The sequence below is a fragment of the Thalassospira sp. MBR-102 genome, from assembly GCF_040549275.1.
GTDB lineage: Bacteria > Pseudomonadota > Alphaproteobacteria > Rhodospirillales > Thalassospiraceae > Thalassospira > Thalassospira xiamenensis.
On record NZ_JBEPTC010000004.1, the window covers coordinates 126,491 to 149,911 of the forward strand.

The 23,421-nt window shown below is 55.4% G+C and carries 24 protein-coding genes and 1 tRNA gene; 15 read left to right on the plus strand and 10 right to left on the minus strand.

What is annotated here, in order from left to right; genetic code table 11:
- The first annotated feature begins 114 nt into the window (after positions 1 to 114).
- From hflK to ABIE64_RS09385, 4 genes are all read left to right on the plus strand, one after another.
- Entirely contained in the window at positions 115 to 1,245 is a 1,131-nt protein-coding gene (gene hflK / locus ABIE64_RS09370; protein WP_354377247.1) for an FtsH protease activity modulator HflK, read from the plus strand.
- Positions 1,245 to 2,117: a protease modulator HflC gene (gene hflC / locus ABIE64_RS09375; RefSeq protein WP_354377248.1), complete on the plus strand. Its 873-nt coding sequence runs from the start codon at positions 1,245 to 1,247 to the stop codon at positions 2,115 to 2,117. The genes hflK and hflC overlap by 1 nt, the downstream gene beginning before the upstream one ends.
- Before the next feature lie 132 nt (positions 2,118 to 2,249).
- Positions 2,250 to 2,441 carry a DUF2065 family protein gene (locus ABIE64_RS09380; RefSeq protein WP_007092039.1) on the plus strand — a complete coding sequence of 64 codons (192 nt, stop codon included), beginning with the start codon at positions 2,250 to 2,252 and terminating at the stop codon, positions 2,439 to 2,441.
- 218 nt (positions 2,442 to 2,659) lie between these two features.
- Positions 2,660 to 4,156: a DegQ family serine endoprotease gene (locus ABIE64_RS09385; RefSeq protein WP_114094796.1), complete on the plus strand. Its 1,497-nt coding sequence runs from the start codon at positions 2,660 to 2,662 to the stop codon at positions 4,154 to 4,156.
- Between the two features lie 85 nt (positions 4,157 to 4,241).
- On the opposite strand, the gene serB is transcribed toward ABIE64_RS09385, so the two are convergent.
- Positions 4,242 to 5,132 carry a phosphoserine phosphatase SerB gene (serB, locus tag ABIE64_RS09390; RefSeq protein ID WP_037989861.1) on the minus strand — a complete coding sequence of 297 codons (891 nt, stop codon included), beginning with the start codon at positions 5,130 to 5,132 and terminating at the stop codon, positions 4,242 to 4,244.
- Positions 5,133 to 5,279: 147 nt separating this feature from the next.
- Between serB and ABIE64_RS09395 the strand changes: the two genes are divergently transcribed.
- The 6 genes from ABIE64_RS09395 to ABIE64_RS09420 all read left to right on the plus strand — a co-directional run bounded on the left by ABIE64_RS09395 (position 5,280) and on the right by ABIE64_RS09420 (position 11,103).
- Positions 5,280 to 5,441: a hypothetical protein gene (locus ABIE64_RS09395; protein ID WP_354377249.1), complete on the plus strand. Its 162-nt coding sequence runs from the start codon at positions 5,280 to 5,282 to the stop codon at positions 5,439 to 5,441.
- Positions 5,438 to 6,394 carry a tRNA (adenosine(37)-N6)-dimethylallyltransferase MiaA gene (gene miaA / locus ABIE64_RS09400; RefSeq protein ID WP_354377250.1) on the plus strand — a complete coding sequence of 319 codons (957 nt, stop codon included), beginning with the start codon at positions 5,438 to 5,440 and terminating at the stop codon, positions 6,392 to 6,394. The genes ABIE64_RS09395 and miaA overlap by 4 nt, the downstream gene beginning before the upstream one ends.
- 151 nt (positions 6,395 to 6,545) lie before the next feature.
- On the plus strand, positions 6,546 to 8,309 hold the full coding sequence (locus ABIE64_RS09405) for an acetolactate synthase 3 large subunit (RefSeq protein WP_007092046.1): 1,764 nt from the start codon (positions 6,546 to 6,548) through the stop codon (positions 8,307 to 8,309).
- Positions 8,310 to 8,413: 104 nt separating this feature from the next.
- Complete coding sequence (ilvN, locus tag ABIE64_RS09410) at positions 8,414 to 8,923, plus strand: acetolactate synthase small subunit (RefSeq protein WP_007092047.1); 510 nt, start codon at positions 8,414 to 8,416, stop codon at positions 8,921 to 8,923.
- Positions 8,924 to 9,020: 97 nt separating this feature from the next.
- Positions 9,021 to 10,040: a ketol-acid reductoisomerase gene (gene ilvC, locus ABIE64_RS09415; RefSeq protein ID WP_007092048.1), complete on the plus strand. Its 1,020-nt coding sequence runs from the start codon at positions 9,021 to 9,023 to the stop codon at positions 10,038 to 10,040.
- A gap of 154 nt (positions 10,041 to 10,194) precedes the next feature.
- Positions 10,195 to 11,103, plus strand: coding sequence for a pseudouridine-5'-phosphate glycosidase (locus ABIE64_RS09420; protein ID WP_354377251.1), 909 nt, complete (start codon positions 10,195 to 10,197; stop codon positions 11,101 to 11,103).
- Between the two features lie 50 nt (positions 11,104 to 11,153).
- Here ABIE64_RS09420 and ABIE64_RS09425 read toward each other — a convergent pair whose 3' ends face one another.
- Positions 11,154 to 11,819: a pyridoxamine 5'-phosphate oxidase family protein gene (locus ABIE64_RS09425; RefSeq protein WP_354377252.1), complete on the minus strand. Its 666-nt coding sequence runs from the start codon at positions 11,817 to 11,819 to the stop codon at positions 11,154 to 11,156.
- A gap of 133 nt (positions 11,820 to 11,952) precedes the next feature.
- Between ABIE64_RS09425 and pdxR the strand changes: the two genes are divergently transcribed.
- The gene (pdxR, locus tag ABIE64_RS09430) at positions 11,953 to 13,464 is read left to right on the plus strand and encodes a MocR-like pyridoxine biosynthesis transcription factor PdxR (protein WP_354377253.1); all 1,512 of its coding nucleotides are present in this window, start codon (positions 11,953 to 11,955) and stop codon (positions 13,462 to 13,464) included.
- A 109-nt stretch (positions 13,465 to 13,573) separates the two neighbouring features.
- Positions 13,574 to 15,058: a cryptochrome/photolyase family protein gene (locus ABIE64_RS09435; protein WP_354377254.1), complete on the plus strand. Its 1,485-nt coding sequence runs from the start codon at positions 13,574 to 13,576 to the stop codon at positions 15,056 to 15,058.
- 30 nt (positions 15,059 to 15,088) lie between these two features.
- Here the strand turns inward: ABIE64_RS09435 and ABIE64_RS09440 are convergent, their stop codons facing one another.
- Complete coding sequence (locus tag ABIE64_RS09440; RefSeq protein WP_354377255.1) at positions 15,089 to 16,636, minus strand: CYTH and CHAD domain-containing protein; 1,548 nt, start codon at positions 16,634 to 16,636, stop codon at positions 15,089 to 15,091.
- Between the two features lie 723 nt (positions 16,637 to 17,359).
- Between ABIE64_RS09440 and ABIE64_RS09445 the strand changes: the two genes are divergently transcribed.
- Together ABIE64_RS09445 and ABIE64_RS09450 are read left to right on the plus strand one after the other, a co-directional pair.
- Entirely contained in the window at positions 17,360 to 17,713 is a 354-nt protein-coding gene (locus ABIE64_RS09445; RefSeq protein ID WP_354377256.1) for a hypothetical protein, read from the plus strand.
- 191 nt (positions 17,714 to 17,904) lie between these two features.
- Positions 17,905 to 18,567 (plus strand): hypothetical protein, encoded by a 663-nt coding sequence (locus ABIE64_RS09450; RefSeq protein WP_354377257.1) that lies wholly within the window; start codon positions 17,905 to 17,907, stop codon positions 18,565 to 18,567.
- A 396-nt stretch (positions 18,568 to 18,963) separates the two neighbouring features.
- Here the strand turns inward: ABIE64_RS09450 and ABIE64_RS09455 are convergent.
- From ABIE64_RS09455 to infA, 5 genes are all read right to left on the minus strand, one after another.
- Positions 18,964 to 19,039: transfer RNA gene (locus ABIE64_RS09455), tRNA-Phe, on the minus strand.
- Positions 19,040 to 19,136: 97 nt separating this feature from the next.
- Positions 19,137 to 19,343: a DNA gyrase inhibitor YacG gene (locus ABIE64_RS09460; RefSeq protein ID WP_354377258.1), complete on the minus strand. Its 207-nt coding sequence runs from the start codon at positions 19,341 to 19,343 to the stop codon at positions 19,137 to 19,139.
- 1 nt (position 19,344) lies between these two features.
- Positions 19,345 to 20,778, minus strand: a complete 1,434-nt coding sequence (locus ABIE64_RS09465) for a ribonuclease E/G (RefSeq protein ID WP_354377259.1) — start codon at positions 20,776 to 20,778, stop codon at positions 19,345 to 19,347.
- 2 nt (positions 20,779 to 20,780) lie between these two features.
- Complete coding sequence (locus ABIE64_RS09470) at positions 20,781 to 21,359, minus strand: Maf family protein (protein ID WP_354377260.1); 579 nt, start codon at positions 21,357 to 21,359, stop codon at positions 20,781 to 20,783.
- 128 nt (positions 21,360 to 21,487) lie between these two features.
- Positions 21,488 to 21,706, minus strand: a complete 219-nt coding sequence (infA, locus tag ABIE64_RS09475) for a translation initiation factor IF-1 (protein WP_007092059.1) — start codon at positions 21,704 to 21,706, stop codon at positions 21,488 to 21,490.
- Between the two features lie 220 nt (positions 21,707 to 21,926).
- Here infA and ABIE64_RS09480 point away from each other — a divergent pair, with 220 nt between their 5' ends.
- Positions 21,927 to 22,451: a GNAT family N-acetyltransferase gene (locus ABIE64_RS09480; RefSeq protein WP_354377261.1), complete on the plus strand. Its 525-nt coding sequence runs from the start codon at positions 21,927 to 21,929 to the stop codon at positions 22,449 to 22,451.
- 10 nt (positions 22,452 to 22,461) lie between these two features.
- Here ABIE64_RS09480 and ABIE64_RS09485 read toward each other — a convergent pair whose 3' ends face one another.
- Together ABIE64_RS09485 and ABIE64_RS09490 are read right to left on the minus strand one after the other, a co-directional pair.
- Positions 22,462 to 22,908 carry an arsenate reductase ArsC gene (locus ABIE64_RS09485; protein WP_007092061.1) on the minus strand — a complete coding sequence of 149 codons (447 nt, stop codon included), beginning with the start codon at positions 22,906 to 22,908 and terminating at the stop codon, positions 22,462 to 22,464.
- A gap of 6 nt (positions 22,909 to 22,914) precedes the next feature.
- A complete protein-coding gene (locus ABIE64_RS09490; RefSeq protein WP_167332761.1) occupies positions 22,915 to 23,391 on the minus strand; it encodes a UPF0262 family protein in 477 nt (158 codons plus the stop codon).
- Between the last annotated feature and the right edge of the window lie 30 nt (positions 23,392 to 23,421).

Sequence of the window (23,421 nt, forward strand, 5' to 3'; positions counted from 1 at the left end):
AGATAGGTCAGATGACCGCGATAAGCAAGTGAACAGGCATGTTATTGATGGGCTCATGTCCCAAGCTCGGTAAGCATAAATAAACACCGAACGGCAAGAAGAGGAAGACACTCGATGCCTTGGAATTCACAAGGGGGCGGCGGCCCCTGGGGTGGTGGCGGAAACAATGGCGGCGGCCGCAATCCGTGGGGACAGCGTCCTCAGGGTGGCGGCGGCGGTGGTGGTAACACGCCCCCCGATTTTGATGAAATTATTCGTAAAGGCCAGGAACGCTTGAAGCGGCTGTTCCCCGGTGGTGGTGGCTATAAAGGCTTTGTCCTGATCGGTATTGCCATAATCGGGTTGTGGCTTTTGACAGGCTTCTATCGCGTCCAGCCGGGCGAACAGGGTGTTACACTTCTGTTTGGCAAATGGGTTGGCACGACCGGTCCGGGTCTGAATTATTTCCTGCCCGCCCCGATTGGCGAAGTCATCAAGCCGAACGTCGAACGCACCAACCAGATTGAAATCGGTTACCGTGGCAATGGCACCGGCACCGGTGGTGCCCGTGATGTCCCGGAAGAAAGCCTGATGCTGACCGGTGATCAGAACATTATCGACATTGATTATGTCGTTCAGTGGCGCATCAGCGATGCGGGTGCCTACTTGTTCAATGTTCGCGATCCGGAAAACACCATCAAGCTTGCAGCTGAAAGTTCGATCCGCGAAGTCATCGGCAAAACCAGTCTGGAAGAAGCCCTGACGGTTGGTCGTGTGCGCGTTGAAGAGCAGACACGCACCCTGCTGCAATCGATCATGGATGGCTATGCTTCGGGTATTTTCATTGCAGAAGTGAAAATGCAGAAGGTTGATCCGCCGCGTGACGTTATTGATGCGTTCAACGACGTGCAGCGTGCCCGTCAGGACCGTGATCGTTCCCAGAACGAAGCACTGGCATACCGTAACGACATCATCCCGCGTGCAAAAGGTGAAGCAGAACGTCTGGTTCTTGAAGCCCGCGCTTACAAGGATCAAGTTGTGAAGAATGCCCAGGGTGAAGCAGAACGCTTTATCTCGGTTTATAATTCCTACCTGACCGCGAAGGATGTCACCACGCGTCGTCTGTATCTTGAAACCATGCAGGATGTTCTGAAGAACTCCAACAAGGTCATTCTCGATCAGAAGGGTGAAGGTGCCAATGGCGTCGTTCCTTACCTGCCATTGCCCGAAATCCAGAAACGCTCGAACGCAGGAGGCAACAACTAATGGCAAGTCCTAAACTTATTGCCACCGGCGTCGTTGTCGTCATCGCGGCCGTGGTTGCATCCATGTGCATGTTTACCGTCCGTCAGGACCAGCAGGCACTGGTGCTTCAGTTCGGTAATCCGGTTCATGCGATTTCCGAACCGGGTCTGCATTTCAAACTGCCGATCCAGAATGTGGAATATTACGAACGCCGCATTCTTGAACTTGATCCGCCGGTGCAGCAGGTTCTTCTGTCGGACCAGAAACGTGTCAATGTCGACAGTTTTGCCCGCTGGAAAATCGTTGATCCGTTGCAGTTCCGTCAGCGCGCAACCAACTCGGCGAACTTTGTTCAGCTGTTTGGCCAGCGTCTGAACTCGGTCATTCGTGGCGAACTTGCACAAGCCCCGCTTGTCGCCCTGCTGTCGGACAACCGGTCACAGATCATGGAGAAAATCCAGGCGACCCTGATCGAACCGGCCAAGGAATTCGGTGTCGAACTGATCGATGTCCGTATCGGTCGTACCGACCTTCCGCAGGAAACGTCGCAGGCGGTGTATAACCGTATGCGTTCTTCGCGTATCGCCGAAGCCGCACAGCTTCGCGCCGAGGGTGAAGAGCTTAAGGCGAAAATTCAGGCCGAAGCAGATCGTGAACGGGTTGGCATTCTTGCCGAAGCCCGCCGTCAGGCCGAAGTCTTGCGCGGTGAAGGCGATGGCGAGCGAAACATCGTTCTGGGTGAAGCCTATGGCAAGGATGCCGGCTTCTTCGAGTTCTATCGTTCGCTTGAAGCCTACCGCGAGGCTCTTTCGGATGGCTCGACCATGGTGATTTCACCAGATTCCGAGTTCTTCCAGTACTTTAATAACTCCACGCTTGGCGCAACGCGCTAGACAAACGGGTGCTGGACAAAGCACTAGGGCGACCGGCATAGTGTGCCGGTCGCCCTTTTTTGTTTGAAAATAATGTCCTGTTGATAGTTATATCGCACACAGGTTCATAGAAACGCCGGAACGTCCACGCCCATGAAGGAACTCGCCACAGCTATTCTCCTGGCCATCGCGCTGGAGGGAATGTTTTATTCGCTGTTCCCGGGCGGGGCGAAACGTGTGATGGAGCTAATGCAGGAAATCCCCGAATCCCAGCTTCGGATCGGTGGCCTTGTTGCCGCGATTGCCGCCATTGCTGCGATCTGGGGGATGCGGGTCTGGCTTTGAGGGCAAAGTTTCAAGGCATTTCGCGCATGTTTGCGCCTTCTTGTGTGAAAACACAGAAAAACCCGAGCTCTTCCTTGATTTTTCTCAAGCCTGCCAAATTTCTGACAAACTCGGCGCTAACTTGGCTAGTTAAGCGGTGCATGAACTATCCAAAAGAACAGCATCGCGTGCTGCAAAAATTCAATACCGTGAACGCGGCAACGAACAGGATCAGACACATGCTAAAAGCATTATACAACCCGGCGCGAAGCAGATTTACGGCTGCGCTGGTGATTGTTCTTCTTGGCGTGACCAGCGTCTCGCAGATTGCGAACGCTCGCCCCGCTCCTGAAAGTTTCGCAGACCTGGCCGAAAAGCTTCTGCCCAGTGTGGTAAATATCTCGACCAGTCAGATGGTGGCCGAACGTCAGGGACCGGACTTCCAGTTCCCTCCCGGCTCGCCGTTTGAGGATCTTTTCAAGGACTTTATGGATCGCAACGGACAAGGCGGACAGGGCCAAGGCCAGACTCCTCAACAGCGCCGTGCGACCGCACTTGGTTCGGGCTTTATCATTTCGGCTGACGGTTACATCGTGACCAACAACCATGTGATCGATGGTGCCGACGAAATCACGGTGCGCCTGCATGATGGCGATACCCTTCCGGCAAAACTGATTGGCCGTGACCCGAAAACGGATGTCGCACTTCTGAAAGTCGAACCGGAAGAAGACCTGCCCTTCGTCAATTGGGGTGACTCCGATCATTCCCGCATTGGTGACTGGGCCATGGCGATCGGTAACCCGTTTGGCCTTGGTGGCACGGTGACCGCCGGGATCATTTCGGCACGCAACCGCGACATCAATCAGGGTCCGTATGACGATTTCATTCAGACGGATGCATCGATCAACCGGGGCAACTCGGGCGGGCCGCTGTTTAACCTTGATGGCGATGTCATCGGTATCAACAGTGCAATCTATTCGCCGTCGGGCGGTTCGGTCGGTATCGGCTTTGCCATTCCCTCGGCAATTGCACAGTCGGTTGTTGATCAGCTCAAGGAATATGGTCGGACCCGTCGTGGCTGGCTGGGTGTTCACATCCAGACCGTGACCGACGATATCGCAGACTCGGTCGGACTTGATAAATCGACCGGCGCGATGGTTGCCGGTGTATCCGATGATGGCCCGGCAAAAGCTGCTGGCATCAAACAGGGCGACGTCATCCTGTCGTTTGACGGCAAGGAAGTCGAAAGCATGCGCCGCCTGCCACGTATCGTTGCCGAAACCAAAATCGGCAAGGATGTCGACGTTGTGATCTGGCGTGACGGAGAAAAGAAAACCGTTCAGGTCGAACTTGGCGAACTTGAAGAAGACGTTGTCGCAACATCTGCGGAACCGGGCGAAGAACAGGCACCGGTCGCAATTGCCGAAGCCGAAATCAAGCCGCTGGGCATGAAGATTGCCAATGTCGATGATGAACTGCGCCGCCGCTATAACCTGGCCGAAGGCACCGAGGGTGTCATCGTGACCGAGGTTAATCGTGACAGCTATGCCGCCGAAAAGGGTGTTCGCCCGGGCGACATCATTATCGAGGCATCGCACAGCTCGGTTTCCTCGGTCGAGGAAGTTTCAGACGCGGTCAAAAAGGCAATGGATGATGACAAACGCACCATCCTAATGCTGATTGAAACCTCGGCGGGACCGCGTTACTTCGGCCTGACGCTGAATAAGGAAGATTAAGACCTTCGGGTTTTACTCTCCCAAAATCAAAGAGGGCGGCCTTTGCGGGCCGCCCTCTTTGCATTCCGGCTTATGATTGCCGCCATCAGCTCGAAAAATCGGATTGTGCATATCCTTGCAGATACAACAATGCGGTCAGATCACCATGATTGATGCAGATGCGCGCCTGTTCCTGAACCGATGGTTTGGCATGAAACGCCACACCGGTCCCGGCCAGTGAAATCATCTGAAGATCATTGGCGCCATCGCCAACCGCAATGGCGTCCTCAACCCCGACACCCTGCTGGGCGGTCAGTTTTTCAAGCGCATCGACCTTTGCCTGACGGTCAAGCACCGGTTTCTGAACCTTGCCGGTCAATGTGCCGTCTTTGGTGATCAGCACATTGGCCTGATCAAAATCAAACCCCAGTTCACGACGCACGGCACCGGTAAAGAAATCAAACCCGCCCGACACAAGGGCAGCGTAGGCACCATTGGCCTTCATGGTCGCAACCAGCGTTTTGGCACCGCCAGTATATTCAACGGTTTTCCATGCCTCGGCCAGCATGTCGGTCGACATGCCATCCAGCAACCCGACCCGTTCATCAAGGGCAGCCTCGAAATCCAGTTCGCCATTCATCGCACGCGCGGTTATCGCCGCAACCCGGTCCTTGACCCCGGCAAAGGCCGCCAGCTCATCAAGCGTTTCACCGGTGACCATGGTGCTGTCCATATCGGCAATCAGCAGTTTTTTGCGGCGCGTTTTGGCAGTCTGGGTCACGGCATCGACACCAAGAGCGGCATCGCGAAGAGCCGTATCGGCAATATCGAGGCTGAGCCCGCCAAAGCCGATATCGCAGGCCTCACCCGCCGCCAGCCACGAAACATCCCCGACACGCGCCCCAGCCCCGGCCAGAACGGTTTTGGCGCGCGCGACAATATCGTCACCTAGCGCATTCGAATTGGGGGCAGCGATCAGGGTCAGGACCAGATCCATGGATTGCGGGCTCCTTGACGGGACACAGGTAAATCAGATTTTCGTCTTTATCCGTATTGCGGGACGCGATGACAAGAAAAGTTTGATACATAACCGTTACAGACCGATATTCTGTCAAGCCGGGTTTCAAACAAGGGAGGTTAAGGAATGTCAGAAAACACAACAAGCAACGAGCGTAAGAAGACAAAATCTGCTTCCGAAGCTACCTGCGATGTTGTCGATCAGCTTGCCATGGCGGAGATTGCGAATATCTTGTTTGAGCCCCAGCAAATCAAATTTTTCATACGACCGGCAAACCTAGAAGAATGAATAACAAGACCTTCCAACCCGTCCTGATCGTTGCCGGACCGACCGCCAGCGGCAAGTCCGCCTTGGCACTTGATCTGGCGGAGGCGTTTGACGGTGTGGTGATCAATGCCGACAGCATGCAGGTCTATAGGGAACTACGTGTGTTGAGTGCGCGGCCCGATGACCGCGAGATCGCGCGCGCGCCGCATCGGCTTTATGGCGTACTATCCGGGCGCGAGGCATGTTCGGCCGGGAAATGGCGCGAGATGGCGATGGCGGAAATTGCCGAATGTCATGCAAGCGGCAAGCTTCCGATCATTACCGGGGGTACGGGCATGTATCTGAATGCCCTGACCGAGGGGATCGCGCCGATTCCCGATATTCCTGCCGGGATTCGCAACCAGGTCACAGCCGAGCTTGAAAAAGACGGACATCAGGCCTTTTTTGAAGCATTTGCCAAACGCGATCCCGACACCGCCGCCACCCTTGATCCGTCAAATACCCAGCGCCTGATTCGTGCGGCCGAAGTTCTGGCGGGCACGGGGCGCGGGGTGGCGGCATGGCACCGCGAAGCGATGGTAACCCCGCCCGACGGCATGGTTTTCAAAAAGCTGTGTTACATGCCACCGCGCGACATTCTTTATGATCGCTGCAACCGGCGTTTTGATTTGATGATCGAACAGGGCGCGATTGAGGAAGTTCGCGGACTTCTGGCTGAAAACCTGCCGAAAACAGCGCCCGTGATGAAGGCCGTCGGCGTGCGCGAGATTGCAGCCTACCTTGCCGGCGAGATCGATCTTGAGACCGCCAAAGAGAAATCACAACGCGAAACCCGGCGTTATGCCAAGCGTCAATTAACGTGGTTTCGTCATCAGATGAGTGACAAGGAGATCATCGACACGCAATATTCGGAAAGTTTGGCAGACAAATTGCGTAATGATGTTCACCAATTTCTGTTGACCACGCCAAAGTGAGGCGATAGGTTGGCCCTTCCGCCGTCGAAATGGCGGAAAACCGCCGTTTCGGCGGATTTTTCAACTCCAGTTCAAGGGTAATTGGATCATGTATCAACCACGCGGTTATCACGCGACACGTTGTTGTCGCTAAGGAAGAGGCTCGAAAAACATGGCAGAACGTATTTTAAGCGGTTCGGAAGTAGTGTTGCAGGCCCTGGTCGATCAGGGTGTGGAAGTCGTGTTCGGCTATCCCGGCGGCGCCGTCCTACCGCTATATGACGAGATATTTAAGCAAAACAGGATTCGTCATATCCTAGTACGCCATGAACAGGCAGCCGTGCATGCCGCCGAAGGTTACGCACGTTCGACCGGAAAGGTCGGCGTTGTTCTGGTAACCAGTGGTCCGGGTGCAACGAACGCCGTTACCGGCCTTACCGACGCGTTGATGGATTCGATTCCCATTGTCTGCCTGACCGGGCAGGTTCCGACCCACCTGATCGGCAATGACGCCTTTCAGGAAGCCGACACCACCGGCATCACCCGCCCCTGCACCAAGCATAACTATCTGGTGAAGGATAGTGCCAAGCTTGCCCGCACGATGCATGAAGCATTCCACGTTGCGTCAAGTGGCCGCCCGGGTCCGGTTGTGATCGACCTGCCGAAAGATATTCTGGTTGCCAAGGCACCGTATCTTGAACCGTCACAGGTTCAGCACCGCACCTATAACCCGGTTGTCAAAGGCGACCGTGGCCAGATCGAGGAAGCGCTGGAACTGCTGGCATCGGCGAAAAAGCCGATCCTGTATTGCGGTGGTGGCGTCATCAATTCCGGCAGCCAGGCCTGCAAGGTTCTGACGGAATTCACCCGTCTGACCGGTATTCCGATCACGCTGACGCTGATGGGGCTTGGTGCCTATCCGGCTTCGGATAAACAGTATCTTGGCATGCTGGGCATGCATGGTACGTACGAAGCGAACATGGCGATGCACGATTGCGATGTGATGATTGCGGTTGGTGCAAGATTTGATGACCGCGTGACCGGCAACCTTGATTTCTTCTCGCCGGGTTCGCAGAAAGTCCAGATCGATATTGATCAAAGCTCGATCAACAAAAACGTTCCGGTCGATATCGGGATTGTCGGCGATGTCGGTCATGTCCTTGAAGACATGATGAAAATCTGGAAGGCCAAACAGCACAAGATCGAAGCCAAGGCGCTTGATAGCTGGTGGGACGAGATCGAAGGCTGGCGGGGCAAGCATTGCCTGTCCTACAAGCAGCCCAAGGATATCATCAAGCCGCAGCATGTGATCCGTCGCGTTCATGCACTCACGCGTGATCGCAAGACATACATTACCACCGATGTCGGACAGCACCAGATGTGGGCGGCCCAGCATTTCGGATTTGAACATCCGCATGAATGGATGACGTCGGGCGGGCTTGGCACCATGGGTTATGGCATGCCTGCGGCCCTTGGCGTTCAGGTTGCCCACCCGGATGCCACCGTTGTCTGCTTTACCGGTGATGCATCGATCATGATGAATATTCAGGAATGCGCGACGCTGACCCAGTATCGCCTGCCGGTGAAAACCGTCATCCTGAACAACCGTTACATGGGCATGGTCCGCCAATGGCAGCAATTGCTGCACGGGTCGCGCTATTCGGAAAGTTACAGCGAATCCCTTCCGGATTTCGTGAAACTGTCCGAGGCATTCGGCTTTACCGGTCTTACCTGCAACAACCCGGCCGATCTGGACGATACACTTAAGCAGATGCTTGAGATTGATGGTCCGGTGATCCTTGATGTGGCTGTGGATGACAAGGAAAACTGCTATCCGATGATTCCGTCGGGCAAGCCGCATAATGAAATGCTGCTTGGCGCGGAAACCACCGGTGACGAAGCCATTGATTCCGACGAAGGGATGGTTCTGGTCTGATCCGCGAAACCCGTTCGCGTCAAGACATCATCAAAACCAAAATCAAAGGCCGGGCCGGGCTGCACATTGAATGCGCCCGCCCGCGCCCTAGCGGAGCAAGACCCGTGAGAGAAACCGAAATTTCGAAACACACGATATCCGTTCTGGTGGATAACGAAGCAGGCGTTCTGGCCCGTGTCATCGGCCTGTTTTCCGGTCGTGGCTATAACATCGAAAGCCTGACCGTGGCCGAGGTTGACGCCAGTTCCCATCAGTCGCGCATCACTGTTGTCACCTCGGGTACGCCCATGGTGATCGAACAGATCAAGGCACAGCTTTCACGTCTGGTGCCGGTTCACAAGGTCAGCGATCTGACCCTTTCGGGACCGTGCGTTGAACGTGAACTTGCCCTGGTCAAGGTGATTGCATCGGGTGAAAAGCGCGTCGAGTCCCTGCGTATTGCCGATATCTTCAAGGCCCGCGCAGTCGATGCGACCAACAGTTCCTTCGTCTTCGAAATCATCGGAAGCCCGGAAAAAATTGACGCTTTCATCAAATTGATGGAGCCGTTGGGGCTTTCGGAAACTTCGCGCACGGGTGTCGCAGCAATTTCGCGCGGCACGCTGACGATGTGAGTTCGCCGGGGGTGCCTTGGCAGTCCCGCTTTAACAATTTGATCCATCCGCCACGCAAAGAAAAATCGCGTGGTCCAACGTCCAGAGGTATCGAAAGATGCGTGTTTATTACGACCGCGATGCAGATGTTAATCTGATCAAGACCAAAAAAGTTGCCATCATCGGTTACGGTTCGCAGGGCCATGCCCATGCACTGAACCTTCATGATTCGGGCGTTAAAGACGTTGTTGTCGGCCTTCGTGAAGGTTCCAGCTCGCGCAAGAAGGCTGAAAATGCCGGCCTGAAAACCATGACCCCGGCCGAAGCCGCCGCATGGGCAGATGTTGTCATGATCCTGACCCCGGATGAACATCAGGCTGCGATCTATGCCAACGAACTGCGCGACAACCTGAAAGACGGTGCCGCCCTTCTGTTCGCACACGGCCTTAACGTTCATTTCGGCCTGATCGAGCCGCGTGCTGATCTTGACGTCATGATGATCGCACCTAAAGGCCCGGGCCACACGGTTCGTTCCGAATACAAACGTGGCGGTGGTGTGCCTTGCCTCGTTGCCATCGAACAGAACGCGTCGGGCAACGCGCTTGAACTCGCACTTTCCTATGCATCGGCAATCGGTGGCGGCCGTTCGGGCGTGATCGAAACCACCTTCCGCGAAGAATGCGAAACCGACCTGTTCGGCGAACAGGCTGTTCTTTGTGGCGGCCTGACCCAGCTGATCAAATACGGTTTTGAGACCCTTACCGAAGCTGGTTATGCTCCGGAAATGGCCTATTTCGAATGCCTGCACGAAGTGAAACTGATCGTCGACCTGATGTATGAAGGCGGTATGGCCAACATGCGTTATTCGATCTCGAACACCGCAGAATACGGCGACTATGTCACCGGCCCGCGCGTGATCGACGCATCGGTCAAAGAACGCATGAAAGAAGTTCTTGCCGACATTCAGGAAGGCAAATTCGTTCGTGACTTCGTTCAGGAAATGCATTGCGGCCAGCCGATGTTCAAGGCAACCCGTCGCCTGAACGCCGAACACGAAATCGAAGAAGTTGGCACCAAGCTGCGCGCGATGATGCCGTGGATTGCTGCCAACCAGCTCGTCGACAAAGAAAAGAACTAAGCTTTACGCTTTGTTTTGCAAAACGGCCGTCCCGATGGGGCGGCCGTTTTTGTTTGTCCGCACACAACAGCCATGATCTGTTTGGGGTAGATTTTACAAACTGATCCGCGTAATCCTGACCTTTAAAACTTTAACTCAACCATGAGCATTTTGAATGTCGGACTTTATCGATATCGCCCCGGAAGTTGCCGAAGCCCTTGCGGCGGGCAAGCCGGTTGTAGCCCTTGAATCCACCATCATCTCGCACGGGATGCCCTATCCGCAGAACCTTGAAACCGCGCAGGCGGTCGAACAGGACGTGCGCGATAATGGCGCGATCCCGGCCACCATTGCGGTGATCGGCGGGCGTTGCAAAATCGGCCTGTCGCCGTCGGAACTGGAATATTTTGCCAAGGGCACCGACATTCTGAAACTGTCGCGCCGCGACATCCCGTTCTGCATCGCCAAAAAACGCGATGGGGCCACCACCGTTTCAGCAACCATGATTCTGGCGGAAAAAGCCGGGATCAAGGTCTTTGCCACCGGAGGGATTGGCGGGGTTCACCGCGAACTTGCGGCAAGTTTTGATATCTCGGCCGATCTGACCGAACTTGGCAAAACCAGCGTTGCCGTCGTCTGCGCGGGTGCCAAGGCAATCCTTGATATTCCGATGACGCTTGAACATCTTGAAACGCTGGGCGTGCCGGTCATTTCATATGGCACCGATGAATTCCCGGCCTTCTATACCGTCAAAAGCGGCCAGAAAGCCCCGATCCGCCTTGATAGCCCGGCCGAGATTGCCGAGTTCCTGAAATCCAAATGGGACTTTGGTCTTGAAGGCGGGGCTGTGATCGGCAACCCGCCGCCTGCGGACAAGGCGCTCGAACTTGATGCCATCGAACATGCGATTGACAGTGCGCTGATCGAAGCCAAGGGCCTTAACATCCATGGTCGCGAAGTCACGCCCTTCCTTCTGGAACGCGTGACCCAGCATACCAAGGGCAAAAGCCTTGAAGCCAATATTGCGCTGGTGCGCAACAATGCGGTCCTTGGCGCAAAAATCGCGGTTGCGCTGGCGGGTTAAAGCCCGACCTGTTCCGATTTAAAAAGGCAGTCATCGGGCTGCCTTTTTGTTTATTCCGGTGCTTTGGCAACCAGTCCGGAATAGGCCGGATCAAGGCGGGTATCTGCCACCGGCTCGCCCCAGACATTCTTGCAGGGCAAAACCCCGGCCCAGACCGGCCAGCCGTAATCATCCTCGTCATCCACCGGATCACCGCTACGGACCTTGGCCGATACCTCGTTCAGGTCAAAACCAAGAAACATAGTGGCCTTGAGCTCCTGTTCGTTGGGATGACGGATCTGCTCCCAACGGCCTTTGGACAGCTTTTCAACAAACAGTCGGGAATGTTCCATTTTGCCTTCCGGATCGGCCACAATTTCGCCCCTGCCGTAAATCACGACCGACCGGTAATTGGCCGAGTGATGGAAGGCCGAACGCGCCATCACCAGGCCATCCAGATGGGTGATGCACAGGCAGGCTTCTGCGCCATTGGCGATGGTCGCCAGAATGCGGTTCTTGGATGCGCCATGGATATAAATCCGTTCCCCCACGCGCCAATGCGCGGTCGGGATCATCGAGGGGCGACCATTCACAACGGTTCCGACATGGCAGATCAGGGCATCGTCGATAATGCCATGCACGAGTTTACGATCATAACTGGCGCGTTTCGGCCCACGCACCACTTTGGTCGCAGGATGGACTTCGTACTGTTCGGGAAGCTCGGTGGTATCAGGCATTTTCTGTTTCTCTGTAACTTGTGGTGGCGCAACGGGCTGGCGTCATCATCGGTAGAATTGGACTTTATCAAAGGTCCGTTATAATAATTTTGATAGAACCAATTTTGCTGAACCTGATTTTTGATAGGCCACCATGCGCAGCGACTTTACCTGGATCTATCCCAGCCATGCAGCCACGGCAGGCGATGAGAACGGCGATGCGGCCTATCGCCGGCTTTATCTTGGCATCCGCCAGGCCATTCTGGACGGGCGACTGCATCCGGGTGAAAAGTTACCCGCCAGCCGTGATCTGGCCAAAAGCCTTGGCATTTCGCGCAATACGGTGGTGACGAGTTTTGATCTTCTGGTATCAGAAGGGTATCTCGAAACCCGGATCGGGGCCGGAAGTTTCGTTGCCAGTAGCCTGCCCGACAGGGAAATGACGGCGACCACCCTGCCCGCCTCGGCCGATCAGGCCCGTAAATCCGCAAACCTTCCACGGCTTAGCCAAAGTGCAACCCGCATGCTGGCCTATGATCGACGGTTTCCACGGTTTCGCATGGCGCGTCCGTTTAACCCGGCAACCCCCGATCTTGATGCCTTTCCGTTTGATGTCTGGGCGCGGTTGCTGCGCCGAAGCTGGCGGGCACCTGCCCTTGACCTGACCATTCCGGTTGATCCGCTTGGCATGCCGGCATTGCGCGATGAAGTTGCCAAGTGGCTGCGCCAGTCCCGTGGGGTCAAATGCGATGCCGATCAGGTGATGATTGTTTCAGGTGCGCAGCAGGCACTTGACCTGATTGCGCGTGCGCTTGTGGATCCGGGTGACGTGATCGCAACCGAAGACCCCGGTTATGAAGGCATTCGCGGGGTCCTTGCCGCCAGTGGCGCGACGTTGCTGCCGATCCCGGTCGATGCCGATGGATTGCAGGTCGACAGGCTTGATCAGGGGCCCCCGGCGCGCATTGTGGTCACGACGCCATCGCGCAATTACCCGCTGGGCACGACATTGTCGCTTGCCCGTCGTCTTTCCCTTTTGGCATGGGCGGATGCCCATGATGCGTGGATCGTCGAAGACGATTATGACAGCGATTATCGCTATGACGGACCGCCGTTATCGTCCCTTCAGGGCTTGGACCGGCAAAATCGCGTGCTTTATGTCGGCACGTTTTCGCGCGTCCTGTTTCCCGGTATTCGGCTTGGATATCTGGTTTTGCCACCTGACCTGATCCCGGCATTTCGCGGGATGCGGGGCTTTGCCGATGGTGTGCCTGCCCCAACGGCACAGGCGGCACTGGCCGCATTTTTTGCCGAGGGGCATTTTGGCGGCCATGTCCGCAAGATGCGGCTGAGTTATGGTGAGCGCCGGGCGCATCTGCGTGACCTGATCGAGACACGCGCCAGCGATATTTTGCAGGTCCTGCCATCGGATGGGGGATTGCATCTTTGCACGCGCCTTATCGGTGACCAGGACGATGTGGAATTGCAGGACCAGATGGTCAAGGCGCAACTCGATTGCCGGGCGCTTTCATCCTACTATCATGATAAATCGACACAAAATCGCGGCAACCTGCCCCACGGACTGGTGCTTGGATTTGCCGGATGGAAAAAGAATGTGATTTCGCAAAGTTTCGATGAACTGATCAATCTGGTCCGCCGTACATGATGATGTACCCCGAGCCAGAGAGAGCGCATCGACATCCCTCTATGCTGTCACAGTCGATGTGCTCTCTCACCCTTTTGCCCCCTCCCTCCCCCAAGGTACGAGTTCCCGGATGCCTTCTGCTTCTGCCGCACCGATTGCCATCATGTGGTTTCGCAATGACCTTCGTCTTGCCGACAACCCGGCATTGAACGCCAGCGTAAAGTGGGCTCAGCAAAATAACGGCATCGTGCTTCCGGTATTTATCCTTGATCGGGTGATTGATGCCCAATTGGGCGGGGCGACGCGCTGGTGGCTGGAAAAAACCCTGACGCGTCTTGATGAAAGCCTTGCAACAGTGGCCGGAAAAAAGGCCCCCTGTCTGCGGGTTTTCAGATCGGATGCGCGGGACGTTTTCAATCAGTTGCAAACTGATCACAAAATCGGCGCGCTTTTCTGGAACCGGCTTTATGACAAGGCGTCCATCGCGCGCGATGCTGATATCAAATCATCCTTGCGCGATCAGAATATCGAATGCGAAAGCTTCAATGGTCAATTGCTGTATGAACCATGGGAAGTCAAAACCGGGGCCGGAACGGACTTCAAGGTTTTCAGTCCGTTCTGGCGGGCGTGTTTGAAACTGCCACCCCCGGCAGAACCCAAAAAAGCCCCTGAAAGCATCCCGCTTGGCGATCTGCAACTGAGCGATGAAGCAGATATTGCCGGGCTTGATCTGTCGCCCAAGCCGTTTGACTGGGCCACCGGCTTTGCCGATCGGTTCACGCCGGGTGAACAGGGCGCGATGGATCAGCTACATGAATTTATTGATGGCAGGCTTTCTGATTACGCCGACCTGCGCGACCGGCCCGATCATCGGGTGACGTCGGAACTGTCCCCGCATCTGCGGTTTGGGGAAATCAGCCCGCGGCAGGTGTGGCACGCGGCAAACCATTATGCCGACGCCCATCCCGGCCAAGGCAAAACCGCATCAAAATTCATGGCCGAACTGGGTTGGCGGGAATTTGCCCATCACATCCTGTTTCATGCCAGGGATTTGAAATCCGTGCCGCTTCAGGGGCAATTCACCGATTTCCCGTGGGATGATGATCCGAAGGCGCTTGAACGCTGGCAACGCGGGCAAACCGGTTTTCCGATTGTCGATGCCGGAATGCGGGAACTTTGGCATACCGGCTATATGCATAACCGGGTGCGGATGATTGTCGGGTCGGTTCTGGTCAAACACCTTCTGATCCATTGGCGCGAAGGTCTGGCATGGTTCGACGATACGCTTGTCGATGCCTGCCCGGCCAATAATCCGTTTTCCTGGCAATGGATTGGGGGCTGTGGTGCCGATGCCGCCCCCTATTTCCGGATTTTCAATCCGGTCCTGCAAGGCGAGAAATTTGACCCGGACGGCCGTTACGTCCGGCAATGGGTCCCGGAACTTTCCGATATGCCCGCGCAATATATCCATAAGCCGTGGGAAGCATCCCCGCTGATCCTGAAGGCCGCAGGGGTGGATTTGGGGCAGAGCTATCCCGAGCCCCTGATCGGGGTCAAAGAAGGCCGTGAGCGGGCGCTGGCGGCTTATCAGGATATGAAACGGGCAGCGACCTAGCCGCCGCCCGGTTTCGATTTGCCGGGCGGGCTACTTCCAGAACGGTTTCTGCTTTTCGAATTTCTTCCATGCCTTATCAAGTCCCTGAAGGCGATGATCGGCGCGTGCACCGAACCAGCCGGAAATCAGGCCAATGGCGATCATGCCGTCTTTGGAAAGCTGCGGCCGCAAGGCCATCAGGCGGGATTCTGCCACGGCAACATCATTCAGCCAGCCAAGAATTTCCTGCAAACCCGTCAGTTCCTTGCGGAATTTATTGACCGGTTTGGCCGCATAAACCTCGCCAAAGAAATCGCTGCCATAGCGCATCTGTTTGACATCCAGACGCAAGGCGTGAAGTTGTGGCACCGTAAGCTTGCCAACGTCGCCGCCGCGTTTGGTCACGCGTTTATAGGCCCGGCTCAACAGCGGTTCTGCCAGTTTTGTGACAGGTGCAGACATCGCCTTCATCTGGCTGGCATCCGCCCCCGATGCCCAGCGCGAATAACTCGACCATGCGCCAAGCAACAGTAAAAGCTGCTGATACTCGAAACTTTCAAGCATTTCGCGCGCGATTACCAAGGCCGCTTCGCGCTGCTTGGCGGCAGCCTTGCGCAGATCGGCGACGCCGGGATGATCGGGAAACCGTTCCTCGACCATCGGCAGGGTTTCGGTCAGGAAAACATCCCAGTCGCGCAGGCCATCAAGCGCCTTGGTGCAATGTTTCAGCAGGCGGCGGATCAGAACAGCCTCGCCCTGCGGCAGGTTTTTCTTAAACAGGTTGAACGCCACCCGAAGGCGGCGCATCCCCACCCGCATCTGATGGCAGCCTTCGACATGAAGGTCATCACGCACGCAGACCTCGTTGCCAAGGATCATCCGAAGCCCTTGCGCAAGAACCGCCCGAAACGAAATTTCGGCCGACATATCGGCAGCAAGCCCGACCGGAGGGGCCTTATAGAAGCCTGGTGTCTCGTTAAGATAAAGCGCCCGTCCGCGCGATGCCTTTGAGCGCAGGCTCAGGAAAAGGGGTACGGTGCGTTGCAGTTCAAGTGCCAGATCAAACAGGGCGGCGGGATGGCCTTCCTTCAGCTCCAGCTCCACCTCGGACAGGGGTGATTCTTTTTCCGCGGTGCGCACCACACCCTGATCGATTGCCAGTTCCATGATCGCGTCGCGATAGGTCAGATCAACCGCACTGCGTTTCAGATCGGTTTCAAAAATCCGTTCGATCTTTTTCTTTTTAACGTGCTTATCAAGCAGCCCGACGACGTCTTCATCGGTGAATTTATCCAGATCAAGAACGCCATCGGGCAGTTCGACATTCCATTCATGACGTTCCGGCAGGGCTTCGCGCAGTCCGTTTGATGCCTTGACGGTCTGCTCCCACCCGTTCGTTCCCTTCTTGCGCACACGCAACGCCAACCCCTTGCGGGCCAGCGAAAGTTTGGGGGTGTCGTGATAGATGGACACAAGATGGGTGGTCAGAAGACGGCGGCCTTCCTTGACCTCGCGCAGGACGGGTGCCTGCTTCAAACGCGATACATGTTTCGGATCGATACGGAGCTTCAGTTCGATCTCGATCTGCTTTTCGGCCATCAGGGTCCCCTGGATGTTTGTTATTGCAGCGCAGAACACGCTGTCTGCCATAACGTCATAGCCCGATTTGTGTTTCAGCAGTTTGAAACCAGCCGCCAGACATCATGGTAACGGGATGTAAAATTTCCGCAACATTCCTGACATAACTGTCTCTTTTCAAGCGTTAATGTTGCGGCTGACATCTTGCGCGCACGGTTGTTTTCATTTGAAAACCGAACCGACGCGATACGTTCGTTTGAGCAGCAAAGGTATGAGGAATCATCAAAACACCCGGACGAATCGCAAATTTGTCGAGGGTGAAAAGGTGCCGTTGCCCGCGATTCCCTCCCCTTTTCTGACGGCATATAAAGTTTTTCAAAAAAGTTCTTGATTTGTTCTTTTATTTATGGCATACGATAAAAGTCAACGGGAGAAATACACCCGGACCGAACCCCGCAAAGCCTTGTGCTTTGCGGGGTTTTGCGTTTGGGACCGGATCAAAGAGGTGATCAGAATGCGGGAACAAAGAAACAGACAGGACTGTGGGGTAATCCGCAGGATATGGGTCGGCGGATGGCGGAGCCATTACGGCGGCATTCCGCGTTCGTTCTAACACGCTTTTAATACGCTTATTTATCATGACGGGAGAGGTGCGTCTTGTCGGGGAAAGGACCCCCGATTTGCCGGAGGCGGCAGCGATGGCAGCAGCGGGCTTTGGCCCGCCGATGGTGGAAAGGTGGGGCCGTGCGCACGAAGTCCGTCTTTGGCGCGAATGACAGACGCCCGAAGTGTGTCCGGGCCGAACCGGTTGCCGGAAATGCCATCAGGGCCGAAAGTGATCAGAGCGGGTCAGAAGCCCGAGAGCCGTCGGTTGGCGAGGATGGCGAAGGCCCGAAGTTTGTCCGGGCCACATCCGTTGCCGAAAATGCCGTTTGGGCCGAGAGTGACCAGAGCAAGGTGGAAAGGCCGTCTGTCGGCGGGAATGGTGACAGCCCGCGCTGTGTCGGGGTTTCCGGGGAAGGGGCCATGACGACGCCAAGCATCCGCCGTCTGCTGTCCGGATTCCTGATCCCGGATCATCCCGAGAGATTCGTTTGAGCCGGAAAAGTATGAGGAATCGTCAAAACACTCGGACAAATCGCAAATTCGTCGAGGGTGAAAAAGGTACCGTTGCTTGCAATTCTCCTTAAAACTTTGCCTGTAATCCGCACCACCCCACACTTTCGGACAGGTTGCGAGGCATCCCCCAGTTGCTATTCTGAACCTGGACGTTAATTGAGGGATAGAATATGAAATTTGATAAATTTACTTTTCTGGCAGTAATTGCCGGAGCATTAGTTCTGAGCGCATGCCAGACCACGCGTGATTATGCATTTTCGGAATGGCAAGAGATGCCGATTGGCAAATCGCGATTTAATGTGCCATCCGTTTCCTCGGTACCAGTCACGAAGCTGGAACAGAATGACCGCAATAATGGTCAGGTCCAGAACGAAAAGTGGGAGCTGGCGTGTGGTCAGGGATATGTAACTCTTCAATACACTTTCGACGTCTGGTTTAAGCAGAGTGTTGAACAGGATCTTGATAATCGGGAAGAATTCACATCCCATTTCAGAGAACGCAGCATCGAGGTTTCGAACCTGAAAAAGGTATCAAACCAGAATGGCAAGTCGATGGGGTACATGGCCGACGCCAAGCTCTCTGATGATACCAGTTGTCAGGTAGCCATGTTTGGTTTCAGGGCGACGAGCAATAGCAAAATCTATGACAATGACCGTGGCGGCATAGATGCTGTTGTTAACGCTATTTATTGCGGGTCAAAACCGCTTGATATGGAAAAGCTGACATCGCAGATCACGCTGGTCGAAAACCGCGACGCATATGCGGTTGCAGCGCAAAACCTGCCAACGATGGAATGCACTCCAAAAGCCAAAAACCCAGAACAAGCCAGTTGACTTGATCGCAACAATAAATGGCCGGACTACAAAACAACGGCCATGACATGGGGTAGCAAGCTGACAGAAGGTTATCTGAAAACTGATGTCGACATTGTATCTGGCGGCGGGACTTTAAAATTCTCTGGTGCAGAAAGCTCCAGTTGCATGACGAAAATCGAACTAACAAAGTTCGATTTTCCCGAGCAAGGCATCTGGTCAATCGATTGTACCAACGGTGATCTCGCGTCTGGAAAGTTTTATGTAGATGATCGCTATAACCTTGTCGCATCCGGAAAGGACAAAACTGGCGAATCCGTCGATTTCATAGTTTGGCTTTAAATTTCGCGCAAATCGAGGAAAACAAGACACAAAAAAACCCGGCCAATGGCCGGGTCGTTTTGGGCTACCTAAAGATGGTGCCCGGGGGCGGATTCGAACCACCGACACGCGGATTTTCAGTCCACTGCTCTACCAACTGAGCTACCCGGGCGTTCTTTAAGCGTCTCCGTTTCCGGAGCGTTCCCTGCGGAACGAGCGGGGTTATACAAACTCCTTCGGGGCTTGTCCAGCCTCAAATCGCATTTTTTTTATGCGCGAAAATCTTCTTCATCTTCAAGGTCTTCAAGATACTCCGGCGGTTCGGTCGCCGGGACGGCATAGCTTTCATTGAGCCATTTGCCGAGGTCGAGATCAGCGCAGCGTTTCGAGCAGAACGGCTTGTATTTTTCCACCACCGGCTTGCCGCACATGGCACAGCCCGAGCCTGCTGTTTTAACTGTGTTTTTTTCAACCATATCAGAGTTTCTCCAGCCTGTAGTCAGCGCGCGAAAGGCTTTCGTCGGCGGCCAGTTCCGGCGCCATCCCCATCGCACGTTCAAGAATTTGTTGCCCGTGGCTTCCCGGCGCAAGGTCCGCGACAAGGCCCTTTGACAGATAAAGCCTGTATCGCCCGCCCTGTCCGCCCTGCCCGCTGCGCATATCGCGAATCACGGAACGCAGCACAAAATTCAATGCTGCCGTTCGCGTCGGCATCGGATCAGGCAGCCTGCCTTGCATCAAATCGACAAGGGCAATACCGCCGCGCTGCCGGGTCAGTTCAAACAGGCCCAGCCGGGTAAAACCGCCAAACTGGACCGCACCGCTCATTTCCGGGCCAAAGGCATCGCGAAGGGCGGTTTCGAACCGGTCGCGCGATGCCTTGCCCGCCATGCGAAGCGGATCAATCACCACCAGACCGCCAATATTGCGCAACTGCAATTGGCGGACAATTTCGGGTGCTGCGCGCAAGTTGACCCGCTCTGCCCGCCTTGCCTGATCATTGTCGGAATCCGATCCGCCCGCATTGACATCAATCGCACAAAGTGCGGTCGTCTGTTCGACGGCGATCCAGCCACCGCCCGGAAGCGGCACACGCGGTTGCAGGGCGGTTGCGATATCGTCTTCGATATCCTGATCATCAAACAGCAGGCGCGCGCCGTCATGACGGATCAGGTGCGCATCATCCAAACCACGTACGCGCAACAATCCACGCAAACGAACAAATTCATCCGAACCATCAACAATGCATTCGCCGCCCGCCATCACGTGGCGTTCGATCAGCTGATCGGCATCCGACAATGCCTTGAAAACCACAACCGGCTTTGCCGGTGATGCAAGGGCCGCCTGGGCGCGTTTCCACACAGCCCGAAGCTGTCCAAGTTCGCCTGCCAATGCGCCGTCATCCCAATCGATTGCCAGACTGCGCAGCGTGATGCCTTCTTCGCGGGCGATCAGCCCCTTGAACAGGGTCATGAGCACCGCACGCCGGTTTTCGTCCTTGAGCTTGCGGGGGAGTTCCAACAGACCGCCGCGCTTTGCGTCGGTGGGATGCTCGTTCGGGCGCAGGATCATGCCCAGCCCCTCTATCGCGATGCGGCCGGTCAATTTCGGGCCTTTATCCTCGAACCCGAGGCGGGAAATCTGCACGATGACCCATTGGCCTTCATGAAGCGGGCCGTCAATGCGATCAAACGGCAGCAGACCATCGTCGACACCGTCAAGAACCACCATGGCCGCAGCCATTTCAGGAAGAATTTTCGAAACACGGCCCAGATGGATATCAAACCGCGCCGGGCCACCGCGATCAATCCATAAACGCGCCAGCCGGTCATTGCGGATCAGGGCGATGCGCCGTTCGCATGCGACGGCATCAATCAGCAGGCGGTCTGTTTCTGTTCCGCCAGCCACCATGATCACATCCCCTGTTTGAAACCAAGACCGCGCAGCATCCCGTCAGCCTCGCACAGCGACAGGCCAACGACATTGGAATAGGACCCGGTGATGCTTTTAACAAACGTTGCGGCATATCCCTGAATGGCATAAGCGCCGGCCTTGCCCTGCCATTCGTCATAGGCCAGATAGCGCGCAAGATCGTCATCGCCAAGGCGGCGGAAAATCACCTGTGTTTCGATCACGCGCGCGCGGGTCGTACCATCAGGCGCAACCACGCAAAGACCACCATAAACACGGTGACGTCGACCGGAAAGCAGCGAGAGGAATTTGCGGGCCTCGTTCGTATCGGTCGCCTTGCCCAAGGCGCGACGGCCACAGGCCACAACCGTGTCAGCGGCAAGAACAAAACATCCCGCATGGCCGGCGGCAATTGCACGTGCCTTTTCCTCGGCCAGGCGCAAGGCAAGCCGACGGGGGCTTTCATCATCATGCGGAGTTTCGTCGATATCAGCAGGGATAACCTGATCTGGCACAATTCCGATCTGTGCCAGCAGCTCAAGACGCCGCGGCGATGCAGAGGCCAAAATCAGTTTCGACAAGTCGCGGCTCCCCACAGACATCCAAAGCCAAACCAGAAGGGTTGTAGACACAGCAAAACGCAACCTTGCGCGCAAACCTAAACTGCGCGCCCGGCAACGTCAATTTTTGCGGTATTACAGGTTCCGGATTACTTGAAACGGAAGGTAATACGACCCTTGGTCAGGTCATAAGGCGTCATTTCGACGCTGACGCGGTCACCAGCAAGAACACGAATGCGGTTCTTGCGCATCTTGCCCGAGGTATGAGCAAGAATTTCGTGATCATTGTCCAGCTTCACGCGAAACATCGCATTGGGCAGAAGTTCGACAACAGTGCCCTGAAACTCGATAACGTCTTCTTTAGCCATGAGACTCCTAGCTTTCGTATTGCAATACCAATTACCGGTGGCCCGCAAACTGCTCCGAACGCGCAAAAAGGTCAAGCCCTTTCACGCAAGGGACAAAGCGGCCCAGCACTGCATTTCAATCATGCCCTGCGTGATGGCATGACCCCGCACCGGGAAATCATGTTGTTTCCCATGACCGATCCCCTTTATGGTTCCAAGGCCCCCATCAAGGACCCTGAGCATGACCGCCAATCATCCCCATCCCGTCAACCCGCCCCAAATCCGGCCCGCAACCGCACAGGATGTTGACGATATCCATGCCATGCTGTTTGAAATTGCCCGTGCGACCGGGTGCGAGGATAAATTCAAAAGCACAGCGGAAGATCTGGCGCGCGATGGTTTTGGCCCCAACCCGGCGTTCGAGGCCCTGATTGCGCATAACGGGGATACACCGGTTGCACTTTGCCTTTATTTTCCGAGCTATTCGACATTTCGTGGCAAGGCCGGAATTTACATTCAGGACCTGTTTGTCGCCCCGGAATATCGTGGGGGCGGTTTTGCCCGTCATCTGATTGCAAAGGTTGCCGAACGGGCCCGAACACGTGGCCAGCATTATATCCGCCTGTCAGTCGATGCCGAAAACGTCATCGGGCAGCGGTTTTATGCCCGTATCGGCATGCGGCATGCCCATGATGAACGCATTCATGTGCTGGACGGGGATGCGTTTGACGCGCTGATTGACGGCCCGTACGGGGCGTCTGTTTAAACCTTGGGGGTCAAACCTTGGGTGCAGGGCCAACCGGGAAACGTTCAAGGATGCGTTTTTTGATCTGGTCGCGGACCTGCCGATAGGCTTCAAGGCGGATTTCGCGTGAACCTTCGACAATTGTGGCATCGAACGTATTCCAGAATTCGACATCACAGGCCATGGTGCGGGTCATTTCAACCGCCCTGTGCTGGGCTTCTGGTGACAGGGTGATGATCAGATCAAAGAACCCGTCTTCCAGTTCGTCAAATGTCTTGGATTTATAGGTCGAGATATCCAGCCCGATTTCTTCCATGACCGCGACGGCAAAGCCATCAAGATCACCGGCACGCAAGCCGCAGCATTCAACATATACCTTCGTTCCGTGATAGTGACGCATAAGCGCAGCCGCCATCACGGATCTTACAGCGTTGAAGCTACAGGCAAAAAGAACCGAACCGGGGAGTTCTTCTGCCACCGTGCCCTAACCCCGGATATGAAGGACGCAGATCAGGGTAAACAGGCGACGCGCGGTGTTTTCATCAATCGTCACCTTTTCCGACAGCAGTTCACGAAGCTGTTCGGATCCTTCGTTATGCAGGCCGCGGCGCGCCATATCGATGGTTTCGATCTGTGCGGCGCTCGCCTTTTTGATCGCGTCATAATAGCTTTCGCAGATCATGAAGTAATCCTTCACGATCCGGCGGAACGGGGTTAACGGCACGACAATGGTGGTCAGGTTTTCGGTATCGTCATCGCCGCGCACATCCATATAGATGCGGTTGTCTTCGATGCGCATGTGAACCGAATACGGACCTTCGAAGCCGCCTTTTGGCGCGAAATGGTTTTCTTCGAGAAGGTCATAGATGGCCACCGCCTGCTCGTGCTCGACCTCGGGGCGGCGACGCACCTTGTATTTCTCGTCGAGATAGATACCGGCAATGCATTGGTTATCTGCAATTTCTGCCATCTTAGTCTCCCTGCGATCCCT